Source organism: Chelatococcus sp. KU-N122, from assembly GCF_055391085.1.
On sequence record NZ_AP043981.1, the window covers coordinates 4,393,260 to 4,415,206 of the forward strand.

Here is a 21,947-nt window from a genome sequence, read left to right on the forward strand (position 1 = left end):
ATTCAATCCTCGGTGAAGCTGCGTTCGAGATAGGCGCGGTCGATATAGAAGCGGTCCGCGATGAAGCGCAATGAGGCGCCGGCCCGCAGGACGGATCGCGCGGCGGCGCCAGGCTCCAGCGTCCGTCCCGAGAGATCGGCGTGCAGCTCGGCAACGAGGGCCTCGGCCTCGGCGAGATTTGGCTGATGTGCAGACTTGGCCGCTGCAATGGTCTCCAGCGCCGCGGCGAAGCGCTCGAGGAACCGTGCGACGGCTTGGGCTGCACCGGGGGGCATGGCCGGGTCCGACGTGAGGTCGACCAACCGGCCGAGCTCGATCGCCGCGGACGCCGCGCCGAGCGTGCCGCGGAAGAAGTCTTCCTCGGCCTGCCGGTCGAGGGCAAGGCGCGGCAGCAGGTCGGCCAATGTGCCGACGATGTCGTCGGCGCCCCGCCGGGGAAGAATCGCCCCGCGCGCCACCCCGGGAAGGATCGATCCGATCGCGCGCTGCCAGCTCTGCCCTCGCCGCGCAAGCGACGTGACGGGCACGGCCGCGATGACGGCGAGGCATCCGACCATGCCCAGCACCAGCGCGGTCGCGCCACTGACGAAGGCGGCCTCGTCCGGGGCGAAGACGTTGTTGGTGCCGATCTCCGCGATGATGAACCCGCCCATGGCAATGCCGGCCCAGGCGCGGCTCGGAGTCCCGGCCATCAATCCGCATGGCAGGAGCAACAGCAGCAGCACGACGGCGAGCTCGCCGAACCCTTGCAGGTGCGGGACCACGAAGACCATCGCCAGATAAGCAACCGCGATGCCCACACAGCTCCAGATGAGGTAGTTGCGTGCCGCGACCAGCGGATTGTCCTGCTTGACCGCGAAGAACAGCATGATCGCCCCGCCCGAGATGACCGTGAAGCCCTGGCTCCATCCAGTGGCCATCCACGCTCCGCTGAGAAGCAGAATGGCGAGGCCCGCACGAAGCGCGAGCAGCAGCGCCTCTCGACGACCTTGAGGATCGCGTTGCATGCGGCGGCGCGCCGGGCGCCCGCGGCTGCCGCGCAGGCTCGCCGCCTCCGTGACGACCACCATCGCCAGGCGATGCAGAAGGGTGCCGACCCGGTTCAGGATCAACAGCGCGTCGGCGAGCGCGTCGAAGGGGGCCGCACCCGCCATTGCTTCGAGGTCCGCTACGGCGCTCCTCAGCGTGACCCGCGCGGCCAGGAGCTCGCGGCGCAGCCGGTGTGGATCGCTCCACGCTGCCGCCGGGTCGGGAGCGAGACGCTCGAGGCGGGCCGCAATCGACTCCAGCGTCGGACGCAGCCGATCCTGCACCCCTTGGCTCTCTACCCGGTCGAATTCGCCGATGCGGACGAACAGGGCGCGCGCACTGGACAGCACGACGAGAAATTCGCGGACGGTGCGCTGGAGCCGCTCCTGATCGGCGCGCCTGTCGGCGGACTCGAAATCCGCATACGAGCGCAACGCGTCGATCGACACCACGTCGGCCACCATGGCGCGGCGTAACTGCGCGAAGAGGGCAGGCGGCGCCGTCTGGCGCAACGCCGTCGCGACATAGCGAGCCAAGCCGCTGAAGGTATGCGCGAGCGCCTCGCGCAGAGCGTCGCTGGCGTAGCGCGGCAGGATCGTCGTGCTGGCGACGGTGACGCAGGCGATGCCGATCAGAATCTCGGTGGTACGGTCGGCGGCGATCGACCAGGCGTTGATGGGATCGGTCGAGCCCTCAAAGGCCACCAGCAACGTCGTGTAGCCGCCGAGAAGCGCGCCATAGGCGGCATAGTTGGTGAGCCGGGCGCCGGCGTAGAAGCACGCGGCGACCGTGAGCGCCGTGGCCGCCACCAGCAATGCGGCCGTCTGCGAGAACAGCGCCACGAGCCCCAGCCCGAGCAGCCCTCCGGCCAGGGTGCCGACGGTCCGCCACGCGCTCTTCCCGATGGCTCCGCCGACCGTCGGCTGCGCCAGAAGATAGACGGTCAGTGTCGCCCATTGCGGATCGCTCAGCTCGAGCGCGTAGGACAGCGCCAGCGCCACGATTGCCGCTGCGGCCGTCCGTACGGAGAAAATGATATTCCGCCAGCTGATATCGACGGAAAAGAGACTTGGACGAGGACTGTGTGCCGCCTCTTCGACGCTCATGTTCCCGTATCGCCGCAAGTCACCATCGACACTTATGATACAGACCGTGCCGATGTGCGAGCGGCGCATCCATATGGCGTCCGCCAGCGCTGACGGAACGGAGCGCTCCCCGGAGCCCGATCCAGGCGGCGAGTACCGGCCGGGCTGATCACATCTGGTCGGGCTGCGCTTTGGCCGGAGCTTCCGCGGACGACACGAGCAACGCCCGCAGCTCGCCGGCAAGGCGGTCGCGCGCGACGCCCGTGGCGGCCGCTGCCAGGAGCGCCAGGGCCGAGGTCTCGGCCGAGCGGCGGAAGCCGCCGTCGTCGAGCCCGCCACTGGCCCAGGCGAAGAGGGCGCCCAGATAGGCGATGTGGATCTGGCGCCCGAGCACATCGGCGCCGAGGGCGCGGTCGATGGCGCCCTCCACCTGCGCCGCGGCCACGGAGGCGGCATAGGCTCCGGTGATGTCGCGGCCGAGGTGGACGCCGCTGAACACCGCCTGCGGAATGCGCACGATGAGCTGGCGGTAGAGACGCCCATCGCCGACGAACATGTCGGCAGAGGTGCGCACACAGTAAAGCACGCGCTCGACCCCGCTCATGGTGCTGTCCGAGGCGAGCCCTTCGCTGATCTTGTCCAGCAGCGTCTCGATCACGGCGAAGACCACCGCGTCGACTCCGCCGATCAAATTATAGATCGTCTGCGGGGCCACCTGTGCGGCCTCTGCCACTTGCTGGAGCGACACTGCTTCGATGCCATGCCGCCGCCAGAGCGCCGCTGCCGCGGCAACGATCTCGGCGCGCCGTCGCTCCTTGCCGCGTGCCCGCAAACCGCTTCTTGACATTGGTTCCAGTTCCAAGTTTGGATATAAATCCAAAAATCACCTGCGCCTCGATTTAGAGGGTCTGATCGATTGCATGCAAGCGTCGATCTCGACCCGGGCATCGGCGGATGCGGGTGGCGAAGGAGGAACGACGCCCGGTCGACTAAGCTTGCCCGGCTTATCGAAATGCAAACAGGGGCACATGTCCGTTGATCGGCTGAGGCCGATCTCATCGGACGACGCCCAGCCGGCGAGGATGTGACCGCGGCCCAACCGCTCTGCGAGGCCTGCGATGAACGAGCATTCTCCATCGACCGCGGCTGAGCCGCTGTTCAACCCGCTGTCGCCCGACGTCATTCGCGACCCTTACCCTTATTATCGGCGCCTGCGCGAGCTCGACCCGGTGCACCGCTCGCCGCTCGGCTTCTACGTGTCGAGCCGCCATGCGGACGTCACCGCCGTGCTGCGCGACAAGCGCTTCGGCAAGGACTACGCCGGGCGCATCTCCCGCCGCTTCGGCGATGCGCTGCTCGACGAACCGGCCTACCGCATCATGGGGCACTGGATGCTCCAGCAGGATCCGCCCGTGCACACGCGGCTGCGCGGGCTGGTGACCAAGGCGTTCACGGCGCGCGCCGTCGAGGACATGCGCCCGCGCATCCAGCAGATCGTCGACGACGTGCTCGACCGCGTCATCCCCCAAGGCGGCATGGACGTGATCGAGGATTTTGCCTTCCGCCTGCCGATCACCGTCATCTGCGAGATGCTCGGCATTCCCGAGGATGAGCGGTCCTTGTTCTACGCGGGCGCCCGCGCCAGCGGCCGGCTGCTCGATCCGGTCCCGCTCAATCGCGAAGAGCTCGACACCGCCAACGGCGGCATGATGATCATGGCCGAATACTTCGAGAAGTTGTTCGAGTTTCGCCGCCGCCATCCGGGCGAGGACCTGACGACCCACCTCGTCCATGCCGAGGAGGAGGGCAGCAAGCTCTCCAGCGAGGAGTTGACCGCCAACGTCATCCTGCTGTTCGGGGCCGGCCACGAGACGACGGTGAACCTCATCGGCAACGGGCTGCTGGCCCTGCATCGCAATCCCGACCAGCTCCGCAGGCTCAAGGCCGTGCCGTCCCTGATCCCCGGCGCCGTCGAGGAATTGCTGCGCTACGATTCCTCGGTGCAGGTGACCGGCCGGGTCGCGCTGGAGGACGTGACGGTCGGCGGAACCGAGGTGAAGGCCGGCGAAAACGTCCTGTGCCTGCTCGGCTCCGCCAACCGCGATCCCGACGCCTACGACGAGCCCGACCGGCTCGATGTCACCCGCACCAACGTGCGCCCTCTGTCGTTCGGCGGCGGCATCCATTTCTGCCTCGGCGCGCAGCTGGCGCGGATCGAAGCGGAGGTCGCGTTGGAAACGGTGTTGCGGCGGGTGCCCGACCTCGAGCTCGAGGGCCTCGACAATCCCGACTGGCGCCCGACCTTCGTCCTGCGCGGCCTGAGGACCCTGCCGGCCCGCTGGTAGGCGGCCCGTAGCCGTCCGCCGTAATTCATGGAAACTGGAGCGCGCCCCATCTAATCGTGAAGCGCTGCGGGCGCGGGCTGCGCATCGCCGGCAATGCGTTGCTCCGCCCTGCTCGGCGCGGTAGAGACAAAGCACAAGATAAAATCAGCGTACGGGAGAGAAGCGGCATGGATCGGCGCGATTTCTTGACGGGCGCGGCGCTCGGAGCGGTGGCGGTCGCGATGCCGGCGATCGTTCGGGCGCAGGCCAAGCCGGTCCGCATCGGCGTCATCCAGCCCATGAGCGGGGGGCTCGCCGCCTACGCCACCGAAGGCCAACCGGTGTTCGAGTACATGATCCGCCAGGTGAACGAGGCCGGCGGCATCAAGAGCCTGGGCGGCGCCAAGATCGAAGCCGTGCTGGCCGACGACACCAGCCAGCCGGCCCGCACCGCCGCCGAGGCGCGGCGCCTCGCCACCGAGGACAATGTGGTGATGCTGACGGGCTCGATCCTGTCGGCGCAGATGCTGGCGCTGACGCCGGTCGTCGACGAGCTCAAGATTCCGACCCTGTCGATCTGGGCCGGCGGCGTGAAGTCGCCGTACATGTATTCGCTAGGGTTCCCCTACGACCAGGGCTATGCCCAGTCGCTCGCCTCGTTCATCATCGCCATGAAGACCGACTTCGGCTTCAAGGTCGACACTGCGGCGATGGCGTACTCGAACTACGAGGCCGGCCAGCAGGTGAACAAGTTCCTCAAGGAGAAGCTCGCGGCCGCCGGCATCAGGGTGGTGGGCGACGTGCCGCTCGACACCAAGGCCCAGGATCAGACCGCCGCCATGGTGCTGATCCGTTCCCTGAAGCCCGATGCCGTCACCGGCTTGGTGACGCCGCGCGACGGCATCCTGCTGCACCAGGCCCGCTTCAACCTCGCCTACAACGACAGCGTCTTCGTCGGCGGCACCGGCGGCTATTCCGACAGCTCGCTGTGGAAGGAGCTGGGGCCCGACATCGGCACCAAGGTGCTGACCCGCAACCTGTTCGGCATGACCGGCTTCTCTGCCGGCGCCAAGCTTCCCTCCATGCAGGCGATCGTGAAGGAGCTGGAGGCGGCGAACCTCAAGGTGCCGATCGGCCAGGCGGCGATCCAGGCCGCCCAGGCCGTGCGGGTGATCCAGGTGATCCTGGAGAAGGCAGGATCCACCGACCCGGAGGCACTGCTCAAGGGCTTCAAGGCCTTCGAGATCCCGTTCGGCGATCCCGCGCTCTACCTCGCCCGCTCCAAGGGGCTGCGCTTCGGTGAGGACCGGATGCTGGTCGACAGTTCGGCGCTGATGATCCAGTGGACGCCGGAGAAGGCCCAGGAGGTGGTCTTCCCGGCCGAGTTCGCCCAGGTCAAGCCACGGCCCAAGAGCTGAGCGCGGCGACCGCATGGCCTCGGCCTCCACGGCGCCGATCCTCGCCGTCGACAACGTCGGCCGCCGCTTCGGCGGCCTGAAGGCGGTCGACGGCGTCAGCTTCTCGGTCGCCCACGGCGAGATCCTCGGCATCATCGGGCCCAACGGCGCCGGCAAGACGACGCTGTTCAACCTGATGTCGGGGTTCCTGGCGCCGTCGAGCGGGGACATCCGCTTCAAGGGCCGCTCGATCGTCGGCCTCAGGCCTGACCGTGTGGTGGCCATGGGGCTGGCGCGCTCGTTCCAGATCGTCCAGGTTTTCGCCGGCATGAGCGTGCTCGACGTGGTCACCACTGGGGCGCTGCTGCGCCATCCCATGCACACCGCCGTGGCCAGGGCCGAGGCGGTGCTGGCGCGCGTCGGGCTCGCCGGCAAGGCGGCGGCGACGCCCGACACGCTGTCGCTGCAGGACAAGAAGCTGCTGGAGCTGGCCAAGTGCCTGGCGACCGAGCCCGAGCTGATCCTGCTCGACGAGGTGATGGCGGGCCTCACCCTGGGCGAGGCCCAGGTGCCGCTCGCCATCATCCGCGAGCTGCGCGGGCAGGGGCTCACCTTCGTCATGGTCGAGCACGTCATGCCTGTCATCATGGCCTGCGCCGACCGCATGGTGGTGCTGAACTTCGGGGAGAAGGTGGCCGAGGGCTCGCCCGAGGAGATCGTCGCCGATCCGCGCGTCAAGGACGCCTATTTCGGGGACGAGCCACATGAGTGAGGTCGCTGCCGTCCAGACCGGGGCGTCCCCGGCGACCGGCGCGCCGCTGCTCGAGGTGCACGGCATCACCGCCGGCTACGGCACTGTCCCGGTGTTGAGCGACGTGTCGCTCGAGGTCCGCCAGGGCGAGCTGGTCGGGCTGCTCGGCGCCAACAACGCCGGCAAGAGCACGCTGATCCAGTGCCTGTCGGGACTGGTCGTGCCGGGCGCCGGGCGTATCGTCTTCGCCGGCGAGGACGTCACCCGGCTTGCGCCGGCCCAGCGTGTCGCCCGCGGCATCGTCCAGGTGCCCGAGGGCCGGCTGGTATTCCCGCAGATGAGCGTGCGCGACAACCTGCTGCTCGGCGGCATCAACGGCCGCGCCCGGCCGGCGCGGCCCGAGCGGCTCGAACGGGTGCTGACGCTGTTTCCGCGGCTCAAGGAGCGGCTCGGCCAGGATGCCGGCACGCTGTCGGGCGGCGAGCAGCAGATGCTGGCCATCGGCCGCGGCCTGATGGCCGACGGCCGGCTGCTGATGCTGGACGAGCCCTCGCTCGGGCTGTCGCCGCTGTTCGTCCAATACATCTTCGAGATCATCCGCCAGCTCGCGGCGGACGGCCTTACTATCCTGCTGGTGGAGCAGAACTCGGGGCTCACCTTTCGCCACGCCGCGCGCTGCTACGTGCTCGAGCGCGGTCGCGTCGTGGTCTCCGGCGACAGCGCGACGGTCAAGCACGATCCCGCCACCCGCAAGGCGTACCTCGGCTTATGACGATGCCCGTACTTCGGCTCTCCACCGTCATGGCCGGGCTTGACCCGGCCATCCATCCACTCAGGCAAAATGGGGGCCTCTTCCTCACAGAATTGCTTTCCCCGATGTCGCTCACTCGTCTCGGCAAGAACTTGGAAATACGGTCTTTTGACTTGGTTCGATGGATGGCCGGGTCAAGCCCGGCCATGACGCGCTGGGGTGCGTGCACCCTCATGGGGTAAGGAGGCGCGGATGGACATCCTGCTGCAGGCCCTCGTCCAGGGCCTGCTCGTCGGCAGCACCTACGGCATCGTGGCGCTCGGGCTGGGGCTGATCTTCAGCGTCTCGGGCGTCGTCAACTTCGCTCACGGCGACTTCCTCGCCGTCGCGCTGTTCCTGAGCTCGTCCCTGTTCGCCGCCTTCGCGCTCGACCCTTATGTCTCCGTCTTCATCACCCTGCCGGTGCTGTTGCTCGCCGGGGCGCTGCTCTACCGCCTGCTGATCCGGCCGGTCATCGGCGGCCACATGCTGATGGTGATCCAGCTCACGCTGGGCCTCAGCCTGATGCTGCAGAACGGGCTCCTGATGATCTACGGCGGCCAGCCGCTGCGCGTGCCGTCGATCATGGAGACCAAGCTCCTCATCGTCGGCACCACCGTCATGCGCTGGCCACTGATCATCGCTTTCCTGGTGTCGCTCGTACTCGCCGCGCTGCTCTTCGTCATGCTGGCGCGCACCGATTTCGGCCGCAGCATCCGCGCCGTCCACCAGAATGCCAAGGCCGCCGCCCTCATGGGCATCGACGTGTCCAAGGTGCGCACGCAGGTGTTCGCGCTCGGCGTCGGCCTGCTGGCGATCGCCGGCGCTCTCATCGTGCCGGGGACGCCGCTGTCGCCGGGCCTGGGGCTGCGCTACACGGTGATCACGCTGCTGGTGCTGGTGCTCGGCGGCATGAGCAACTTCGCCGGCATCCTGGCGGGAGGCGTGGTCATCGGCCTCGCCGAAGCGATCGGCACCATCTACGTCACCGGCATCCTCGGCATGATCCTGCCGTATCTGGTGTTCGTCGTCATCCTGCTGTTCCGCCCGGCCGGGCTGCTGGGGAGGGCCGCATGAGGCCGGACTTCTGGCGCATCGTCCGCTCGCCCGCCGCCCTCGGCCTGCTGGCGCTCGCCGCCCTGCTGCCGCTGGTGCTGCCCGGCTACTACCTGCACATCGCCACCCTCACCCTGGTCTATGCGGCGCTCGCCACGGCGTGGAACCTGGTCGGCGGCCTCACCGGGCAGATCTCGCTCGCCCACAGCCTGTTCGTCGGCACCGGCGCCATGCTGGCGAGCGCGCTGCTCGTCCACTGCGGCGTCAACATGTGGCTCGGCGCGCTCATCGCCGCGGCCCTCGCCGCCGCCATGGGCGCAGCCATCGCCTTCATCGACTACCGCTTCCGCCTGGGGCACCTGTCGTTTGCCCTGATCACGCTCGCCTTCGCCGAGATGGCCGAGCTGGTGGTCGTCGGCTGGGATTTTCTGGGCGGCGCGTCGGGCCTCTATTTGCCGCGCGACACCGGCAATCTGGCGGCCTTTCAGTTCGGCGGCCTCAAGGGCTATTTTTGGCTGATGCTGGCGCTCGCCACCGGCTGCATCCTCGTCAACCTCGCCATCGTCAACGCGCCGCTCGGCTATCGCCTGCGCGCCATCCGCGACAACGAGGACGCGGCCCAGGCGCTGGGCGTGCCGCTGCTCCGCAACAAGGCCATCGCCATGGCGATCTCGGCGGCGCTCACCTCGCTGATCGGCACGGCCTACGCGCGCAGCGCCACCTTCGCCGACCCCTATATGCTGGCCTCGCCCGTGCTCACCATCGAGATCGTGCTGATCGCCACCGTCGGCGGTCTCGGCACCGCCTTTGGGCCGCTGGTCGGGGCGCTGCTCCTGGTGCCGCTGGGGGAATTCCTACGCGGCCACTTCGGCGGCACGCTGCCGGGCCTGCACTACTTCATCTACGGCGCCTGCGTCGTCGCCGTGGTGCTGGCCCTGCCGCAGGGCGTCGGCCCGGCGTTGGCGCGGCTTGTGGGGCGGCGCGGCGCTGGTCCTATGCTGCGCCAGGCGGGCGGGAGTGGGGCGTCAGGACAGTGAGTTGCGTCGTACACCGCCCCGGGGCGAACCGGCAGTTGGGCCGCGCCTCCATAGCTCTAGGGTCGCCGCCAGCTCGCGCGCCTGACGTCGGAAGGTCGCGCGAAAGCCGAGGCCGCCAATGTTGAGGTGATGCGCGTCGCGCAGATCACGCCTCAACCTACGGCGCGCAAATCACTGCTGATCGCGAGAAGTCCAAGCATTCCAGTTGTGACGAAGACAGCCGCCACTCCCGCCCAGACCCCCAAGACAAATATCACGTCGCTGGCGCGGACCGTAGATGGCTGACGGTCGGTACGGGAGCTGAAGGCACCGAAGCCGCGGGCATCCATGGCGAGGGAGAGGCGCGTGGCATAGCGGGCGCCGGCGGCGAGCATTGGAATGATCGATCGAGCGATGAGGCACAGATAGCCGACCGGGCCAGCCGAATCGATGATGCCGCGTGCTCGCTGCGCCGCGCGCATTGTGCGAAGGTCCTGAAGGTAACGGGGGACAAATCGCATCGCCGCGATTGCGCCATACGCGAAGCGATAGGGAATGCGGCATTGGCGGACTAGGGCGCTTGCGAGCTGGTCGGTCGTGGTGCCGAGGGAGCCGAGCAGCGCCATCATCATCACCGCCGTCAGTCGGACGGCGGTCGCCGCGCCCGTATGCACGGCCGCCGCGCGCAGGGTGATCCATCCCTCAACGATTACGGGAGAGTTCCTGACGAGATCGGGTCGCGTGAACAAAGCGAAGACGAGCGTTGTCCAGACCCCCGCCAGCAATATCACGGCGGCGCCGGCGATAATCGCGCGCAGCCGCAGCGGAACGCCCGAGAGAATGGCGATGAGCGCACCACCTCCAACGATAGCAGGCGTTGCGAGGTCGCGTGTGCACAAGAGAACGGCGAGCGGGGGTAGCGTAGCAACGAGCTTGGCGACCGGGTTGATCGCCGCGAGCCACCCCCTGCGGGTTGGAACACCGTGCCCGTTGCTCATGGCGTGATTTCTCGAATTTGTCCGCTGCGGTAGACCGTCTGCCACTCAGGTTTCTCTCGGGCGAGAGCGAGCGCGATACGGCGGATGGGCGGCGGTCGGAGGCCCGCACATTCCATCAGCCAGGCATCGCAGAGGATTTCGCCGGTAGCTCCCGCTTGGAGGAGATGTCCCTGTGAGAGTAGCGCCACGCGATGGGCGTGATCGGCAATGAGCTGCAGATCGTGTGTGACCATGATGATGGTGATGCCCGCAGCGTTGAGTTCGCAGATCATGCTTACGATCTCGTATGCGCGGGCCTGATCCTGCCCAAAGGTCGGCTCGTCCAGGATGAGAATGCTCGGCTCCGTGATGAGGGCAGTTGCGACAGAAAGGCGCCGCTTCTCACCATAGGAAAGAAGAAAAGGGTTCACGTCGGCGTAGTGAGCCAGATCGAAGCGTTGGAGCATGCGATCGACACGATCGTCGATTTCGCGTTTGGGGCTGCGCCGGATACGCAGGCCGTAGGCGAGTTCATCGTGGACCGTGAGGGCAAGGAACTGATGCTCGGGATTCTGGAACACATAGCCGATCCGATCGCCGACCTGCCGGGGATCCATCTCGACGATTGAGGTGCCAGCAAGTATGACCGAACCGGACGAAAGCGGAACCAGACCTGCGATCGCGCGAGTCAGCGTGCTCTTTCCAGCCCCGTTGACACCGACAATGGCAAAAAACTCGCCGCACCCTATCTGAAGGTCGATGCTGTGGAGCACGGTCGCGCCCGCGAGCTCGACGCTGGCGGCGTGGACTTCGACCGCGACCTCCTCCCCCGAAGGCTTCGGAGCGAACGATCTGTTCGATTCGATTGCGGACGTGGCTGTGACCACAGGCGCATCAATCTCATTAAGCACCAGAGCTAGATCATCCACCGCAAGCGGCAGCACCCGTTCGGGATCAGCGTCGAGACCAAGGCGGAGAGCGACGGCAGTTGCAGTCGGGAGCCATACGCCGCGTTCAGAGAGAGAGCGCGCATGCTTGCCGAGCACTTCGGCAGGGGAGCCTTCGTGGACTATAATCCCGTTGGCGTCGAACACGACGACACGATCGGCCAGCGGGAGAGCGTCATCGAGTTCATGCTCGACCAGGACAATCGCATGGGAAGCGTCCTTGAGTGTTGCGAGCGCGGCGTAAAACTCGGCCGAGGCGACGGCGTCGAGGTTCGCGGTCGGTTCGTCGAGCACGAGCACCGGCGGATCGAGGGCAAGCGCGCAGGCGATCGCGAGACGTTGCCGACCACCGCCAGACAACTCGGTGGGAGCACGGAGCGCATCCTCGCGGCTATTGGCTAAACCTACTCTGCGAAGAGCGGCGAGCGCACGGCTCTCGATCTCGTCCACCGGAACGAGCAGGTTTTCCAACCCGAAGCACACCTCATCCAACAAGCTACCGGTGACGACCTGGGCATCAGGGTCCTGAAAAACAACGCCAACCTTTCCAGCGAGCTGTCCGGCGTCGACATGCCTGGTATCGATGCCATCGCATAGCACTTGGCCGCGCAGGTGCGCTTCCAAGCTCGCCGGAATGAGGCCCGCGAGGGCCAGCATGATTGTGGACTTGCCGCACCCGGAAGGGCCGAGCAGCAACAGCATCTCTCCGCGATGAATGTCGAGATCGATCTGTCCGCCGATCCATCTCTCGCTCGTGTCGTACCGTACGCCGACGTTCTTCAGCGAGATGACGAATTCCGTCTTATCGAGCGGCATCACCACGATCTCCTCCCGTGATGCCAGTTCGGGCGAGCGCACGAGCGACGACGAGGGATAGCAGGCTTCCCGCGACGAAGGAGACGATCTCGACAGCGCAGATCAGAGCGACCAGACCGCCGTCCAGAGTCGGCAGGTCGTACGTATGGAAGCTAATGACGCAGGAGATGAGGCCAGGGATCACGCCTGCGGCGGTGAACATTATCCAGCCGAACCAACGGTATCGGGTCACGAAGAATGGCATCTCCATGACAGCACCCCACATCGCCATGAGAACGACCATCAGCAACGCGCCTGGAGACACGATCAGCACGATTCCGGCAGCGGTCGCGCCGATCACGCCCGAGCCGGCGCGGCGCAGCACGGCAAGAGGCAGCAACGCTGCCATGCCCCACAAGCCGAACGAAGCAGAAGCGATAGGCGGAAAGGCGGTCGCAATGCCGACAAGGACAAGATTGACCGGGGCCAGAACGATGCCAACGGCTGCGCCAAGCGCCGCGGCGGTGAGTATCGTGCGCGTGCTGTAACGCCGACGGCGAACGGCAATAGGCTCGTTGTTGGAAATAGACACAGGCTGGTCCCGTCAAAGGTGATCGGGCGTGCGAGCCCCGGTCGGCGTTCGCTCGGCAACGGGACCTGAGACCACGTTCAGAAAGTCTTGGTGGCGCCTACACCGACGATGCGCGCTTGGCCAACATTCACGATTGGAACGCCGCCAAGCGCAGCGCCCCACGCTTCGTAGCGCTGATCGAGGAGATTTCGCCCGAAGGCGTACACCTCGAAATCCCCGCCGTCATTCTTCCAACCGAGCCGCGCGTTGACGATATGGTACGGCTTCAGACCGAATGTATCTTCTGCGTCCACTGCGCGACTTCCCGAATACTGATACTGGACGTTGAACGAGAACGCGCCCGGCGCGCTAAGCATGGCTCCCGGCGCATCATATTGAAGCGCGGTCGTGAAGGTCCAGTCGGGTACGTTCGGCACTCGGTTGCCCTTCACCATGTTTGCGACCGCGCCGCTTGCGCCGAGCGAACTATGAATGTAACCCACGCCGCCGATGAAGCTCAGGTAGTCTGTAATCTTGGTGCGGGTTTGAACTTCGAAGCCGCTGGTTTCGTAGTCCTGATAGGTTTGCTTGAGCAAAGGTATTGGTGACGTCGGATCGATGTAGGCAAGAATGCCATTCTTGATGTCGTTGTAGAAAACGCTGGCCTCGAGGTCGAAACGGCGATTGAGATTGGCTTTCATGCCTGCTTCGTAAGTCCATCCTGTTGCGGCCGGGAATGGATCGGGCAGGACGCCATTCGTCACCCTCGGCAATAGCGGATAGACGCGGCTTGCGTGTCCGCGCGCGACGGAAACATAGGTGCGGACATCATCCGTCCACTTATACGTGAGCGCGAGCCGTCCCGTTGGGTAGATCTGATTTGTGGAGCTGTTCGCCGTCAGCGCCGGTATATTCAGCGAGTTTGTAAACCTGTCCGTAATATCGTCGTAGCTGACACGCCCGCCCGCCGAGATTTCCCAGCGATCGGCGAATGGGATCGTGACATCTCCAAACAAGCCCAGATTCGTGCTATTGATGACGTTCTTCGTGACGATTGGTGGGAACGCGCACGGCACGGCCTCGCAGGTGCGGGTTCCCTCCGTTCGCACGGCGCTGGCGCCTACAACCCAACGGATCGGATCGCCATCGCGAGAGTTCAGGCGAACTTCCTGGCTGAACACGTTCTCCTGGTCGAGCGTGCGGCCGACGTTAGGAAACGCGGGCAACCCGGCCCGGTCATTGACGAGCCTATCAGTAGCGTCATTGCGAATGCGCAATTCGTTGCGCTGGTAGGCGCTGATCGACGTAAACCGGAACGCGTCGAAATCATGCTCGATCTTCAGCGTAGCCCCGCCCTGCGTCGTTCTCGAATAGGGCTCGGACAGCACACCGCTGATGGGGAAGCTCGGCGCGTCGCGCATGACATACCAGGGAGCGTTTCCCTGATCGTTCAGATAGGTCCCGGTCAGCGTGACCGTCGTGCTGTCGAGGCCGGTGAAGCGCAGACCGCCACGGAAGGCCCCGATATCGCTCTTGCCGAGATCGTCGGTGAACAGGCTATTGACGGTGCCGTCTTGGTGAGCGAAGCGGACGGCCATGCGCCCGTCCAGCGTGCCGGGGATGATGTTGCCGCCGATGACGGCCTCGCCCAGGCGATAGCCATTCGATCCGACCTCTCCCGTGAATCGAATATCGCGGGTGCCGTCAGGCTGGTTGGTGACGACGTTGATGGCGCCGCCGAGGGCGTTAGTGCCCCAAAGGGTGCCTTGCGGCCCGCGCATCACTTCGACGCGATTAACATCGAGAAGAGGGTTCGATGCGCTCATCATGCTGTTGGGAACGCCGTCGATGTTGAAGCCGACGGTGCCGTCGGAGAAGCTCTGCGGAAGTCCGAGCGAGCTGACACCGCGGATGGAATAGAACTGGGCGGCCGGGCTCGACTTCACCCACTCAACATTAGGAGAATTTCGGGCTACCGCAGCGCCCGGCTCGAAGGGGTTGGTGCTGAGGTTCTCCGGCGTGACGACGGTGACGCTCTCCGGCACATCCTGAAGCCGCTCGTTGGTCTTGCGTGCAGTGACGATAATCGGATCGAGAACAGTGAGGTTGCGGTATGTTTCACTGACGGCGGGCTCGGCGGGAGTGTTGACGCTTGCGCGTGCCGCCGTGCTCCTCTGATCGGTTGCCGCCGTCACCGGTGGGAGAGTCTGATTGACGTTCGACGGTCTGTCTGAGCCGCTAGGCGGGCTCGCTGTTTGCGCGCGAACGGATAATGGCTCTCCAACCATCGCCAAAACGAGTGCGATGATCGAGACTCTGCTCAGCGCGAGATTTCTATACCCGAAAGACGACATCCCCAGTCCCCAACCGCAACAAGCCGCCTCGCTTTGCGCGAGGCGTGTGCAGCTAGCGTTGATAAAGAGGATGGGAACATTCGCCTTTCGGGATCGCGCCAATCGGATCTCCAATCCCGCCAAAATGGCGGGCAGCACATTAGAATAGCTCAATAATAATTGCGCCACGGCAATGATGAAGACCGCGCTTGCGATGGTGGCAGGATGGCGATATCTGTTGGCATACCTGCGATAGCGTTCAGGTCTCGTCGATGTTAAGAGTAAAGCCTCAGTCTAGGAGCGATGATGCCTTTGTTCACACGCGTGCTTTCCGGTTCGGCGTGCATACTGTGCCTTGCCGCTGCCTTAGTGCAGAGCACGCTTGCAGCCGCTCCTTCGCCTGCCGTCAAGAAAGCTTGCAAAGCGGAGATCCTATCGATCTGCGTACGGCCGTGGCGGCTTACGCCCGATGCAATATCGAGTTGCGTTGAGGAAAACCGCCTCAGGCTCTCTTCGACGTGCCGAATCTTCTGGGCCACTCTCCGTAGGTGCCAGTTGGAGATAAAAGAGGTGTGCGGCGGACTGAGCCCGCTTACAGTCGATCATTGTTTGAAGAGCTCCATTGAAAAGTTCTCCCGGAGCTGCCAACAGACATTAAACGATAGATGATCTTCTCGTTTCGCCCGAGTTATCGCGGGAAGGCATCTTTTCGCGGTCCCCATGTGTCATCGCCACTGCCGCGCTCTGAGAGATAGCGGCCCGGTGGCTTGCCGACCGTCTTCTTGAACATGGTGATGAAGCTGCTGGCCGTCTCGTATCCAAGGTCGAGCGCCACCGCCTGAACGCTGTCGCCGCTCGCCATGCGCTGGAGCGCCAGCGTGACGTGGAGCTGGTGACGCCAGCGCCAGAGGCTCATTCCCGTCTCCTGGCGGATCTTCCGGCTTAGCGTTCTCTCGCTCAACGCGCAGCGTGCCGCCCACTGCGCTACCGAAGACTTGTCTTCAGGAGTGGACATCATCATGTCGAGGAGGCGTCGTAGGCTTGGATCGGACGGCAGACGAAGTTGGTGATCCTCAATCCTGGCAGTGCTCAGTTCGTCGAGGATAACGGGCAGCAACCGGACTTCCGGGCCGTCCAGCGGATACAATGCGGGAAACTGCGCGGCGCGGATCAGCGCCTCGCGCAGCAGGTGCGATACGGACATTGTGCAGCAGGTCCTCGGAAGGTTCCGGCTGACATCAGGATCAAGAAAAAGGACATAGTATTCGGTCTTGCCGAACGCTTGGCACCTGTGCGGCGTGCCGGATGGAATCCACACTGCGCATTGCGGAGAAACGGTCCACAGGCTGCCGCTGATTTCACAGGTGAGGACACCATTGACCGTGTAGATCAACTCGCATTTGCGGTGCCGATGCTCCGGACGCTCGAGGCGGCCGGTCACTTGGTTGGGCCCCGCGGCCACCATTGGCCGAGGAATCTCGTCGATGTCCGAGTTGCCCCATTGAATAAATTGCAACGCGGTCCTGAAGCCTTCCATGCCGGCCGCTCCGTAGTGGCCACCTAAGGTGCATTGCCGCCGAGGCGGGCTCGGAGATGAGCCGGATGCTTATGGTCGCGATGACCATGGTCACGAAGAGAGCATTTCTTGTCGCTCGCATCCCACCCATCGACTGCGTCACGCAGGCGGTAGCCTCCTAAACTGCGAACCGCTCTCGGATACGCTGAGCGGTTGAATGCCGCATCGACCGATCCCGCCAAGATATCTCTCGAATCGGCCATTCATGTCGCGAAGGCGTCGACTGCGGGGCAGAAGCCTTTGGAGGCGATATCGGCGAAGCAGCTTGGATGGCAGTCACGATCAGAGAGATGATGCTGTGGCGGGTGCGCGGCATTTGTTGGCAGATCTGGGAGAGTGGCGGCGATGTTATCCGTCGTAAAACTAGCTACGCCCAGCAATTGCCCATGGCCGACCTGTTGGACCGAATGGAGGTCTCGGCCTTCAGCGGCTCTCGGCAACTCGCCTGACCAACAGGCTCGCTATCTCGGACGCTCAGCACGATGTTCTGACGATGGTGGCCAAAAAGAGAGTGTGACCGTATGATTCCGATAGAGCAGGATCGGCGCCGCCTTGAAATGACGGTTCTGATGACGCCTGACATGGCCAATTTTTCGGGAAAGGTCCACGGAGGGGCGCTACTCAATCTGCTCGATCGCGTGGCCTTCTCGTGTGCGTCGCGCTATTCGCAGCAATATACGGTGACGCTGTCAGTCGACCAAGTGGTGTTCAAGGAGCCGATCCATGTGGGCGAGCTCGTCACCTTCCGCGCCTCCATCAACCTTATTGGGCGTACCTCTATGGAAGTCGGAATCCGGGTGGAAGCGGAGAACATCCGCTCCGGCCTCCGCCGGCACACCAATTCCTGCTACTTCACCATGGTTGCCATTGACGATGCCGGCCGGCCGGTGCGCGTGCCGGATCTGCAGCCTGCCGACGCCATCGACATCCGCCGCTACAAGGCGGCCGAACTCCGTCGCACGCTGCGGCGCGAGTTCGCGGAGCGGCTGGAGTCGGTTACCGCAACGGGGAGGGATATGGAGAAGCATGGACAAGAGCGTTCCGATTTCAATGAAATTGGGGCGCGCGCTTAGCGAAGCAGATTGGCGGGCTCATGACACATTGTGGCCGGATATGCCCTCTGCTTGGCGAGAGCCACCGCGTAGATTCGTCACCAGTAGAACAGAGGTTGCTCGCCGCGCGGGAAATGTCCCACAGATTGGAGTTCGATCCCCGTAGTCCAGGGCCGCCTCGCAAGACACTGGAGATCAATTGCCTTGGAACACGTCCTCTCAACTATCGATGATCTCGAAGCCCACATCGGAAAGCCGCCGGCGTTGGTCCAACTCAAGACCGTCGATCATCTCGACGAAGGGGCGCTGGGCTGGGTGGCGGCTTCGCCGTTGATGATGGCAAGTTTCGGCGACGCGGGGTGTATCGGCATAACGTTCGGATCCGGTGCGCCCGGCTGGGCATCCGGCAGCTCCAGCGAGATTCAACTTCCTACCGCCATGATCGATGATCCAGGTATCGCGCGGCCGGGCGTCGGCTTCGGCTCTTTTTTCATGATCCCATCGATCAACGAGCTTTTGCGCGTGAACGGTCGGGTGATCGGCAACGACGGCGAAGTGATTTGTGTGGCCGTGCAGGAGTGCTACTTACACTGCGGCAAGGCGCTGTTGCGGTCTGAGTTCTGGCAAAGCAGCCCGACTGCTCAGCCTCCGACGAATCCCGACGAGCTGTTCGCCAGCGCTCGGTTCCTTGCACTGGGCACGGTCGATGGGAGCGGGCACGCTGATATCAGCCCAAAAGGGGATCCGGCCGGCGCGATGGTACAACTGCTCTCTGGCGTGCTCTGGTTCGCAGACCGCCCCGGGAACAAGCGGATCGACAGCTTTCGGAACATCGTGGTCCAGCCGCATGTGGCAGCCATCGTGATGATACCGGGCTCGCCGCATGTGGCTCGGCTCCTCGGTACGGCCCGCGTAACTGACGATCCAGCGGTCCGAGCGCGTTTTGCCGTGCAGGACAAAATGCCCGCTCTGGTGACTGGTATTGACGGTCTCAGGATCGAACTCATCCAAAGTAATGCTTTGGTACGCGCCGGTACCTGGGCCACCGCCTCGGCTTCGCCGGACATCGAGCCGGCGAAAATCGCGATCGGACACATAAAGCTGAACAAGAGCGTCGAAGCCCAGCAGGCCGCAGCCGCGATGGCAGCACCCGGCCTCGTCGAGCGGAAGATGCAAGAAGACTATAAGAGCAACCTCTACTGAGACTGAAGGATATCCGATGCCGGAAATTGTTTTCATTCAGCTTGACGGCATGGAGACATGAATGCATGCGGAGAGTGGCAGCAGCGTCATGCGCGCGGCCACCGAAAACGACGTAGCCGATATCGTGGGAGAATGCGGTGGGTCAACGACATGCGGCGCCTGCCACGTATGCGCTGACGAGTCGCAAAGCGCCAAAGGCGTGCCGGGAGCCGGGTGGATCGCGTCCGGTCGGCTGCCGACGCAGCGTAGCGGCTTTGGCAGGTTCACGGCATATGATGGCCGATCTGCAAGAGCGACGGGAATGCTGTCCATGATAAGAATGAGCGCTTCAGCTACTGCCCGTGGGGCCGCCCTGTTGAACGAATTAGCGATGTCGGCCTTCAGCGGCTCTCGGCATCTCGCCCGGTCAACGAAAGGTAATAGACGATGCTCCTGGATGGTTCCCGCTTTCCGCTCGTCTTTCTGCGTGCGCACGAAGAAGAAAGTTCCTCAGTCCATGAGGTACTTGAAAGGAATAAGCAACTTGAAAGGATCCTGGACAAGGAGACACCGTTCGTCCTGATCGCCGATCACTCTACGCATGATCACGATGATGAAACGCCCGAGGAGCGCAAGGCGAAGGCACTGTTCTTCAAGAAGATCAAGGACCGGATGAGAAAATATTGCCTCGGGTTGGTTGTGATCGAAGGCCACTCCCCAGCAAATGCCGCTGCACGGATCGCCTCAGCGGCGGCAAGCAAGGCACTTGGCTTTTCCGTCCAGTTTGCAGCCGACGAGGAGGGAGCTGTAGGCAAAGGCACGGTCTTGCTTGAAAAACACGCTGCTTAAGGCGCAATATCGAATGGTATGATCTTAGTACAGTTAAAGATAAATACCTGCGACAAAGGGCAAAACTCTTCTGACCTGGGCTAAGGACTGCATCGGGATGCTGTGATGGAGTTTCCGAATACACTTGGCTTCGACGAAGTGGATAATATTCCACGCCCCGTCTTCACTCTCATTACCGAAGCGACATTCGTCGGTGAGACGGAGCCTCATCGTCACAAGAAGGCGCAACTGATGTACGTCATCAGCGGCGTGCTGACGATGCAGGCCGCAGGTGGCATTTGGACTGTCCCGCCGCATTGTGCCTTGTGGATACCTGGCGGCGTTTCCCACGCCGGCAGGGTGGCTGGTCACATAAAGATCGGAAGTCTGTACATTGATCCGGCTCTGGCCGCTCCGCTTGATCAGGATTGCGGCATTCTGTTCGTGCAGCCCTTTCTCCGCGAACTCATTCTGCGGTTCGATACTGAATCACCGCTGGCGACCATGGATCGCGAGCGCGAGACGCGGCTCATATCAGTGCTGCTTGACGAACTGATCGCGGCGCCTCTCGAGCCGATCCATCTGCCAATGCCGAACGACAACAGGCTGCGACGGCTGACCGAATCCATGATCGAAAATCCGGGCTTGCGCTTCACTATCGATGAGTGGGGCGCTCGCGTGGGGGCAAGCAACCGAACGCTGAGCCGGCTGTTCCAGCGCGAAACGGGCATGTCCTTCGTTCGCTGGCGCCAGCAACTGCATATCGGCTTGGCGCTGCGGCGTCTCGCGCAAGGCGAACTGGTCACGAACATTGCCGCCGATCTTGGCTATGAGAGCGTCAGCGCGTTCATCTCCATGTTCAGGCGAATGCTTGGAACAACCCCCGCGCGCTATTTCGATGAAGCAGCCGCTGGAGCCTCGGAGCGAGGTGATCGAAAGACACTTGGCCGCGCCGAGAGTGATCATGACATCGCAGAAGCGGCCGAAACAGCGCCGAATGTTGTCCCACTAAGAAGATCGTAGGCGCTTCAGCACGGATAACCCGGAAGAATTCACGCAGGCGGCGGAGATCGCCGGGCTGACTGTGCGGGCCGGTGTGAAGCCGGACGGCCGGGTCAAGCTCGGTTCACTCCTGGTGGCGATTGGCCGCGAGGCCGGACTCACCGATGAAGACGTGGACGGCTTCGCGAAGCTCCGCGGCAAGAACCCGACCGGCGCTTAAAGCCCCTACACAGCCATATATGCCGTCCTGAGCGCCTCGCTCTTGGCGATCTCGGCGGCGGGGCCGTCGGCGATGACGCGGCCGTTCTGCATGACGTAGGCGGCGTCGGCGATCTCCAGCGCCCGTTCCACCAGCTGCTCCACCAGGAGGATCGTGGTGCCGCTGCCGCGCAGGCTGAGGATCGCCGCGAAAACCTGGTCCACGAGCAGCGGTGACAGGCCGAGCGAGGGCTCGTTCAGGAGCTTGGGATCGCGGATCATCGCCTGGGCGATGGCGAGCATCTGCTGCTGGCCGCCGGAGCGCGCGCCGGCCAGGTAAGCTGTGCTACAAGAGCTATATCTCTACAATGGTTCACGAAAAGCTCTCGGGCCACTCGCGCCCGCCATGAACGACGGCGAGAATTTCGATGCGGGTGTTGACCCGATAGACGACGATAGAGGGTGTCCTGGACATGACCAGTTCGCGCGTGCCTGGCGCGCGCCCGCGCCGCCCGATCATCGGATTTGCTGGCAGCAATTTTTCGGTGCGGCTGATGATGTCGCCGACGAGCCGATAGGCGGCTTTGGGGCTGTCCTGCGCGATGAAATCCGAGATCTCTTCGAGATCGTTCAGCGCGGGCAGCGTCCACCAAACGGTCATCAGGACGAGCGGTACTTGTTCAGCACCCGCTCGACGTCGTCACGGCTGGCAAATTCGCCGCGATCTGCGGCGGCGATACCCCGCGCTACCTTGTCTAGGAAACGCTCCTGCCATTCCAGCGAATGGCCGTTTTCGAGCGCGTCGGCGACGACCTCGGACGCGGACAGGTTGGAACGGGCCGCAATCGCGTCGATGCGGGCTTGGAGTTCGGGGGAGATTTCAAGTTCGATGGCCATAGAACAAACGTCGCACAGAACGCGGGAGTTTTTAAGGCCTCGCCTCGCGCCGGCGTAGGCCTGGCTGCGCCGAGTCTGGTCCGCTGCACGAGCGCGCCCATGTCTGAGGGCGGCGCGGTGGCGGTCGCAGCTTCCGGGCTG

Annotated in this window: 21 protein-coding genes; 11 read left to right on the top strand and 10 right to left on the bottom strand. The window is 64.2% G+C overall.

Features of this window, described 5'->3' with window-relative positions:
* Positions 1 to 2: 2 nt before the first annotated feature.
* Both ACZ5PO_RS19815 and ACZ5PO_RS19820 read right to left on the bottom strand, forming a co-directional pair.
* Entirely contained in the window at positions 3 to 2,135 is a 2,133-nt protein-coding gene (locus ACZ5PO_RS19815; protein WP_464196564.1) for an FUSC family protein, read from the bottom strand.
* Positions 2,136 to 2,283: 148 nt separating this feature from the next.
* On the bottom strand, positions 2,284 to 2,961 hold the full coding sequence (locus tag ACZ5PO_RS19820; protein WP_464196566.1) for a TetR/AcrR family transcriptional regulator: 678 nt from the start codon (positions 2,959 to 2,961) through the stop codon (positions 2,284 to 2,286).
* 271 nt (positions 2,962 to 3,232) lie between these two features.
* On the opposite strand from ACZ5PO_RS19820, the gene ACZ5PO_RS19825 reads away from it, so the two are divergent.
* The 6 genes from ACZ5PO_RS19825 to ACZ5PO_RS19850 all read left to right on the top strand — a co-directional run bounded on the left by ACZ5PO_RS19825 (position 3,233) and on the right by ACZ5PO_RS19850 (position 9,469).
* Positions 3,233 to 4,459, top strand: coding sequence for a cytochrome P450 (locus ACZ5PO_RS19825; RefSeq protein ID WP_464196568.1), 1,227 nt, complete (start codon positions 3,233 to 3,235; stop codon positions 4,457 to 4,459).
* 167 nt (positions 4,460 to 4,626) lie between these two features.
* The gene (locus ACZ5PO_RS19830; RefSeq protein ID WP_464196570.1) at positions 4,627 to 5,856 is read left to right on the top strand and encodes an ABC transporter substrate-binding protein; all 1,230 of its coding nucleotides are present in this window, start codon (positions 4,627 to 4,629) and stop codon (positions 5,854 to 5,856) included.
* Positions 5,857 to 5,869: 13 nt separating this feature from the next.
* Complete coding sequence (locus ACZ5PO_RS19835; RefSeq protein WP_464196572.1) at positions 5,870 to 6,607, top strand: ABC transporter ATP-binding protein; 738 nt, start codon at positions 5,870 to 5,872, stop codon at positions 6,605 to 6,607.
* A gap of 46 nt (positions 6,608 to 6,653) precedes the next feature.
* A complete protein-coding gene (locus ACZ5PO_RS19840) occupies positions 6,654 to 7,358 on the top strand; it encodes an ABC transporter ATP-binding protein (protein ID WP_464196942.1) in 705 nt (234 codons plus the stop codon).
* 231 nt (positions 7,359 to 7,589) lie between these two features.
* Complete coding sequence (locus tag ACZ5PO_RS19845) at positions 7,590 to 8,453, top strand: branched-chain amino acid ABC transporter permease (RefSeq protein WP_464196574.1); 864 nt, start codon at positions 7,590 to 7,592, stop codon at positions 8,451 to 8,453.
* On the top strand, positions 8,450 to 9,469 hold the full coding sequence (locus ACZ5PO_RS19850; RefSeq protein ID WP_464196576.1) for a branched-chain amino acid ABC transporter permease: 1,020 nt from the start codon (positions 8,450 to 8,452) through the stop codon (positions 9,467 to 9,469). The genes ACZ5PO_RS19845 and ACZ5PO_RS19850 overlap by 4 nt, the downstream gene beginning before the upstream one ends.
* A gap of 152 nt (positions 9,470 to 9,621) precedes the next feature.
* Here ACZ5PO_RS19850 and ACZ5PO_RS19855 read toward each other — a convergent pair whose 3' ends face one another.
* The 5 genes from ACZ5PO_RS19855 to ACZ5PO_RS19875 all read right to left on the bottom strand — a co-directional run bounded on the left by ACZ5PO_RS19855 (position 9,622) and on the right by ACZ5PO_RS19875 (position 16,608).
* A complete protein-coding gene (locus ACZ5PO_RS19855; protein ID WP_464196578.1) occupies positions 9,622 to 10,446 on the bottom strand; it encodes an energy-coupling factor transporter transmembrane component T family protein in 825 nt (274 codons plus the stop codon).
* Positions 10,443 to 12,188, bottom strand: coding sequence for an ABC transporter ATP-binding protein (locus ACZ5PO_RS19860; RefSeq protein WP_464196580.1), 1,746 nt, complete (start codon positions 12,186 to 12,188; stop codon positions 10,443 to 10,445). Before ACZ5PO_RS19860 ends, ACZ5PO_RS19855 begins: the two co-directional genes overlap by 4 nt.
* Positions 12,175 to 12,759, bottom strand: coding sequence for an ECF transporter S component (locus tag ACZ5PO_RS19865; protein ID WP_464196582.1), 585 nt, complete (start codon positions 12,757 to 12,759; stop codon positions 12,175 to 12,177). Before ACZ5PO_RS19865 ends, ACZ5PO_RS19860 begins: the two co-directional genes overlap by 14 nt.
* A gap of 77 nt (positions 12,760 to 12,836) precedes the next feature.
* Positions 12,837 to 14,933: a TonB-dependent receptor gene (locus tag ACZ5PO_RS19870; protein ID WP_464196584.1), complete on the bottom strand. Its 2,097-nt coding sequence runs from the start codon at positions 14,931 to 14,933 to the stop codon at positions 12,837 to 12,839.
* 826 nt (positions 14,934 to 15,759) lie between these two features.
* Positions 15,760 to 16,608 carry an AraC family transcriptional regulator gene (locus ACZ5PO_RS19875; RefSeq protein WP_464196586.1) on the bottom strand — a complete coding sequence of 283 codons (849 nt, stop codon included), beginning with the start codon at positions 16,606 to 16,608 and terminating at the stop codon, positions 15,760 to 15,762.
* Between the two features lie 308 nt (positions 16,609 to 16,916).
* Here ACZ5PO_RS19875 and ACZ5PO_RS19880 point away from each other — a divergent pair, with 308 nt between their 5' ends.
* The 5 genes from ACZ5PO_RS19880 to ACZ5PO_RS19900 all read left to right on the top strand — a co-directional run bounded on the left by ACZ5PO_RS19880 (position 16,917) and on the right by ACZ5PO_RS19900 (position 20,732).
* Positions 16,917 to 17,096 carry a hypothetical protein gene (locus tag ACZ5PO_RS19880; RefSeq protein ID WP_464196588.1) on the top strand — a complete coding sequence of 60 codons (180 nt, stop codon included), beginning with the start codon at positions 16,917 to 16,919 and terminating at the stop codon, positions 17,094 to 17,096.
* A gap of 72 nt (positions 17,097 to 17,168) precedes the next feature.
* A complete protein-coding gene (locus ACZ5PO_RS19885; protein WP_464196590.1) occupies positions 17,169 to 17,720 on the top strand; it encodes an acyl-CoA thioesterase in 552 nt (183 codons plus the stop codon).
* Between the two features lie 183 nt (positions 17,721 to 17,903).
* Entirely contained in the window at positions 17,904 to 18,902 is a 999-nt protein-coding gene (locus tag ACZ5PO_RS19890) for a pyridoxamine 5'-phosphate oxidase family protein (RefSeq protein WP_464196592.1), read from the top strand.
* Between the two features lie 426 nt (positions 18,903 to 19,328).
* Positions 19,329 to 19,730, top strand: coding sequence for a hypothetical protein (locus ACZ5PO_RS19895; protein WP_464196594.1), 402 nt, complete (start codon positions 19,329 to 19,331; stop codon positions 19,728 to 19,730).
* Positions 19,731 to 19,835: 105 nt separating this feature from the next.
* Complete coding sequence (locus ACZ5PO_RS19900; RefSeq protein ID WP_464183360.1) at positions 19,836 to 20,732, top strand: AraC family transcriptional regulator; 897 nt, start codon at positions 19,836 to 19,838, stop codon at positions 20,730 to 20,732.
* A gap of 204 nt (positions 20,733 to 20,936) precedes the next feature.
* Here the strand turns inward: ACZ5PO_RS19900 and ACZ5PO_RS19905 are convergent, their stop codons facing one another.
* From ACZ5PO_RS19905 to ACZ5PO_RS19915, 3 genes are all read right to left on the bottom strand, one after another.
* A complete protein-coding gene (locus ACZ5PO_RS19905; protein ID WP_464183362.1) occupies positions 20,937 to 21,212 on the bottom strand; it encodes an ATP-binding cassette domain-containing protein in 276 nt (91 codons plus the stop codon).
* Between the two features lie 70 nt (positions 21,213 to 21,282).
* On the bottom strand, positions 21,283 to 21,570 hold the full coding sequence (locus ACZ5PO_RS19910; protein ID WP_464183363.1) for a type II toxin-antitoxin system RelE/ParE family toxin: 288 nt from the start codon (positions 21,568 to 21,570) through the stop codon (positions 21,283 to 21,285).
* Positions 21,570 to 21,806, bottom strand: coding sequence for a CopG family ribbon-helix-helix protein (locus ACZ5PO_RS19915; protein ID WP_464183365.1), 237 nt, complete (start codon positions 21,804 to 21,806; stop codon positions 21,570 to 21,572). Before ACZ5PO_RS19915 ends, ACZ5PO_RS19910 begins: the two co-directional genes overlap by 1 nt.
* Positions 21,807 to 21,947 lie beyond the last annotated feature (141 nt).

Bases quoted from the DNA above. Each gene is read 5' to 3' on its own strand.
- ACZ5PO_RS19815 (WP_464196564.1), bottom strand. From the start codon at position 2,135: ATGAGCGTCGAAGAGGCGGCACACAGTCCTCGTCCAAGTCTCTTTTCC.
- ACZ5PO_RS19820 (WP_464196566.1), bottom strand. From the start codon at position 2,961: ATGTCAAGAAGCGGTTTGCGGGCACGCGGCAAGGAGCGACGGCGCGCC.
- ACZ5PO_RS19825 (WP_464196568.1), top strand. From the start codon at position 3,233: ATGAACGAGCATTCTCCATCGACCGCGGCTGAGCCGCTGTTCAACCCG.
- ACZ5PO_RS19830 (WP_464196570.1), top strand. From the start codon at position 4,627: ATGGATCGGCGCGATTTCTTGACGGGCGCGGCGCTCGGAGCGGTGGCG.
- ACZ5PO_RS19835 (WP_464196572.1), top strand. From the start codon at position 5,870: ATGGCCTCGGCCTCCACGGCGCCGATCCTCGCCGTCGACAACGTCGGC.
- ACZ5PO_RS19845 (WP_464196574.1), top strand. From the start codon at position 7,590: ATGGACATCCTGCTGCAGGCCCTCGTCCAGGGCCTGCTCGTCGGCAGC.
- ACZ5PO_RS19850 (WP_464196576.1), top strand. From the start codon at position 8,450: ATGAGGCCGGACTTCTGGCGCATCGTCCGCTCGCCCGCCGCCCTCGGC.
- ACZ5PO_RS19855 (WP_464196578.1), bottom strand. From the start codon at position 10,446: ATGAGCAACGGGCACGGTGTTCCAACCCGCAGGGGGTGGCTCGCGGCG.
- ACZ5PO_RS19860 (WP_464196580.1), bottom strand. From the start codon at position 12,188: ATGCCGCTCGATAAGACGGAATTCGTCATCTCGCTGAAGAACGTCGGC.
- ACZ5PO_RS19875 (WP_464196586.1), bottom strand. From the start codon at position 16,608: ATGGAAGGCTTCAGGACCGCGTTGCAATTTATTCAATGGGGCAACTCG.
- ACZ5PO_RS19880 (WP_464196588.1), top strand. From the start codon at position 16,917: ATGGCAGTCACGATCAGAGAGATGATGCTGTGGCGGGTGCGCGGCATT.
- ACZ5PO_RS19885 (WP_464196590.1), top strand. From the start codon at position 17,169: ATGATTCCGATAGAGCAGGATCGGCGCCGCCTTGAAATGACGGTTCTG.
- ACZ5PO_RS19895 (WP_464196594.1), top strand. From the start codon at position 19,329: ATGCTCCTGGATGGTTCCCGCTTTCCGCTCGTCTTTCTGCGTGCGCAC.
- ACZ5PO_RS19900 (WP_464183360.1), top strand. From the start codon at position 19,836: ATGGAGTTTCCGAATACACTTGGCTTCGACGAAGTGGATAATATTCCA.
- ACZ5PO_RS19905 (WP_464183362.1), bottom strand. From the start codon at position 21,212: ATGCTCGCCATCGCCCAGGCGATGATCCGCGATCCCAAGCTCCTGAAC.
- ACZ5PO_RS19910 (WP_464183363.1), bottom strand. From the start codon at position 21,570: ATGACCGTTTGGTGGACGCTGCCCGCGCTGAACGATCTCGAAGAGATC.
- ACZ5PO_RS19915 (WP_464183365.1), bottom strand. From the start codon at position 21,806: ATGGCCATCGAACTTGAAATCTCCCCCGAACTCCAAGCCCGCATCGAC.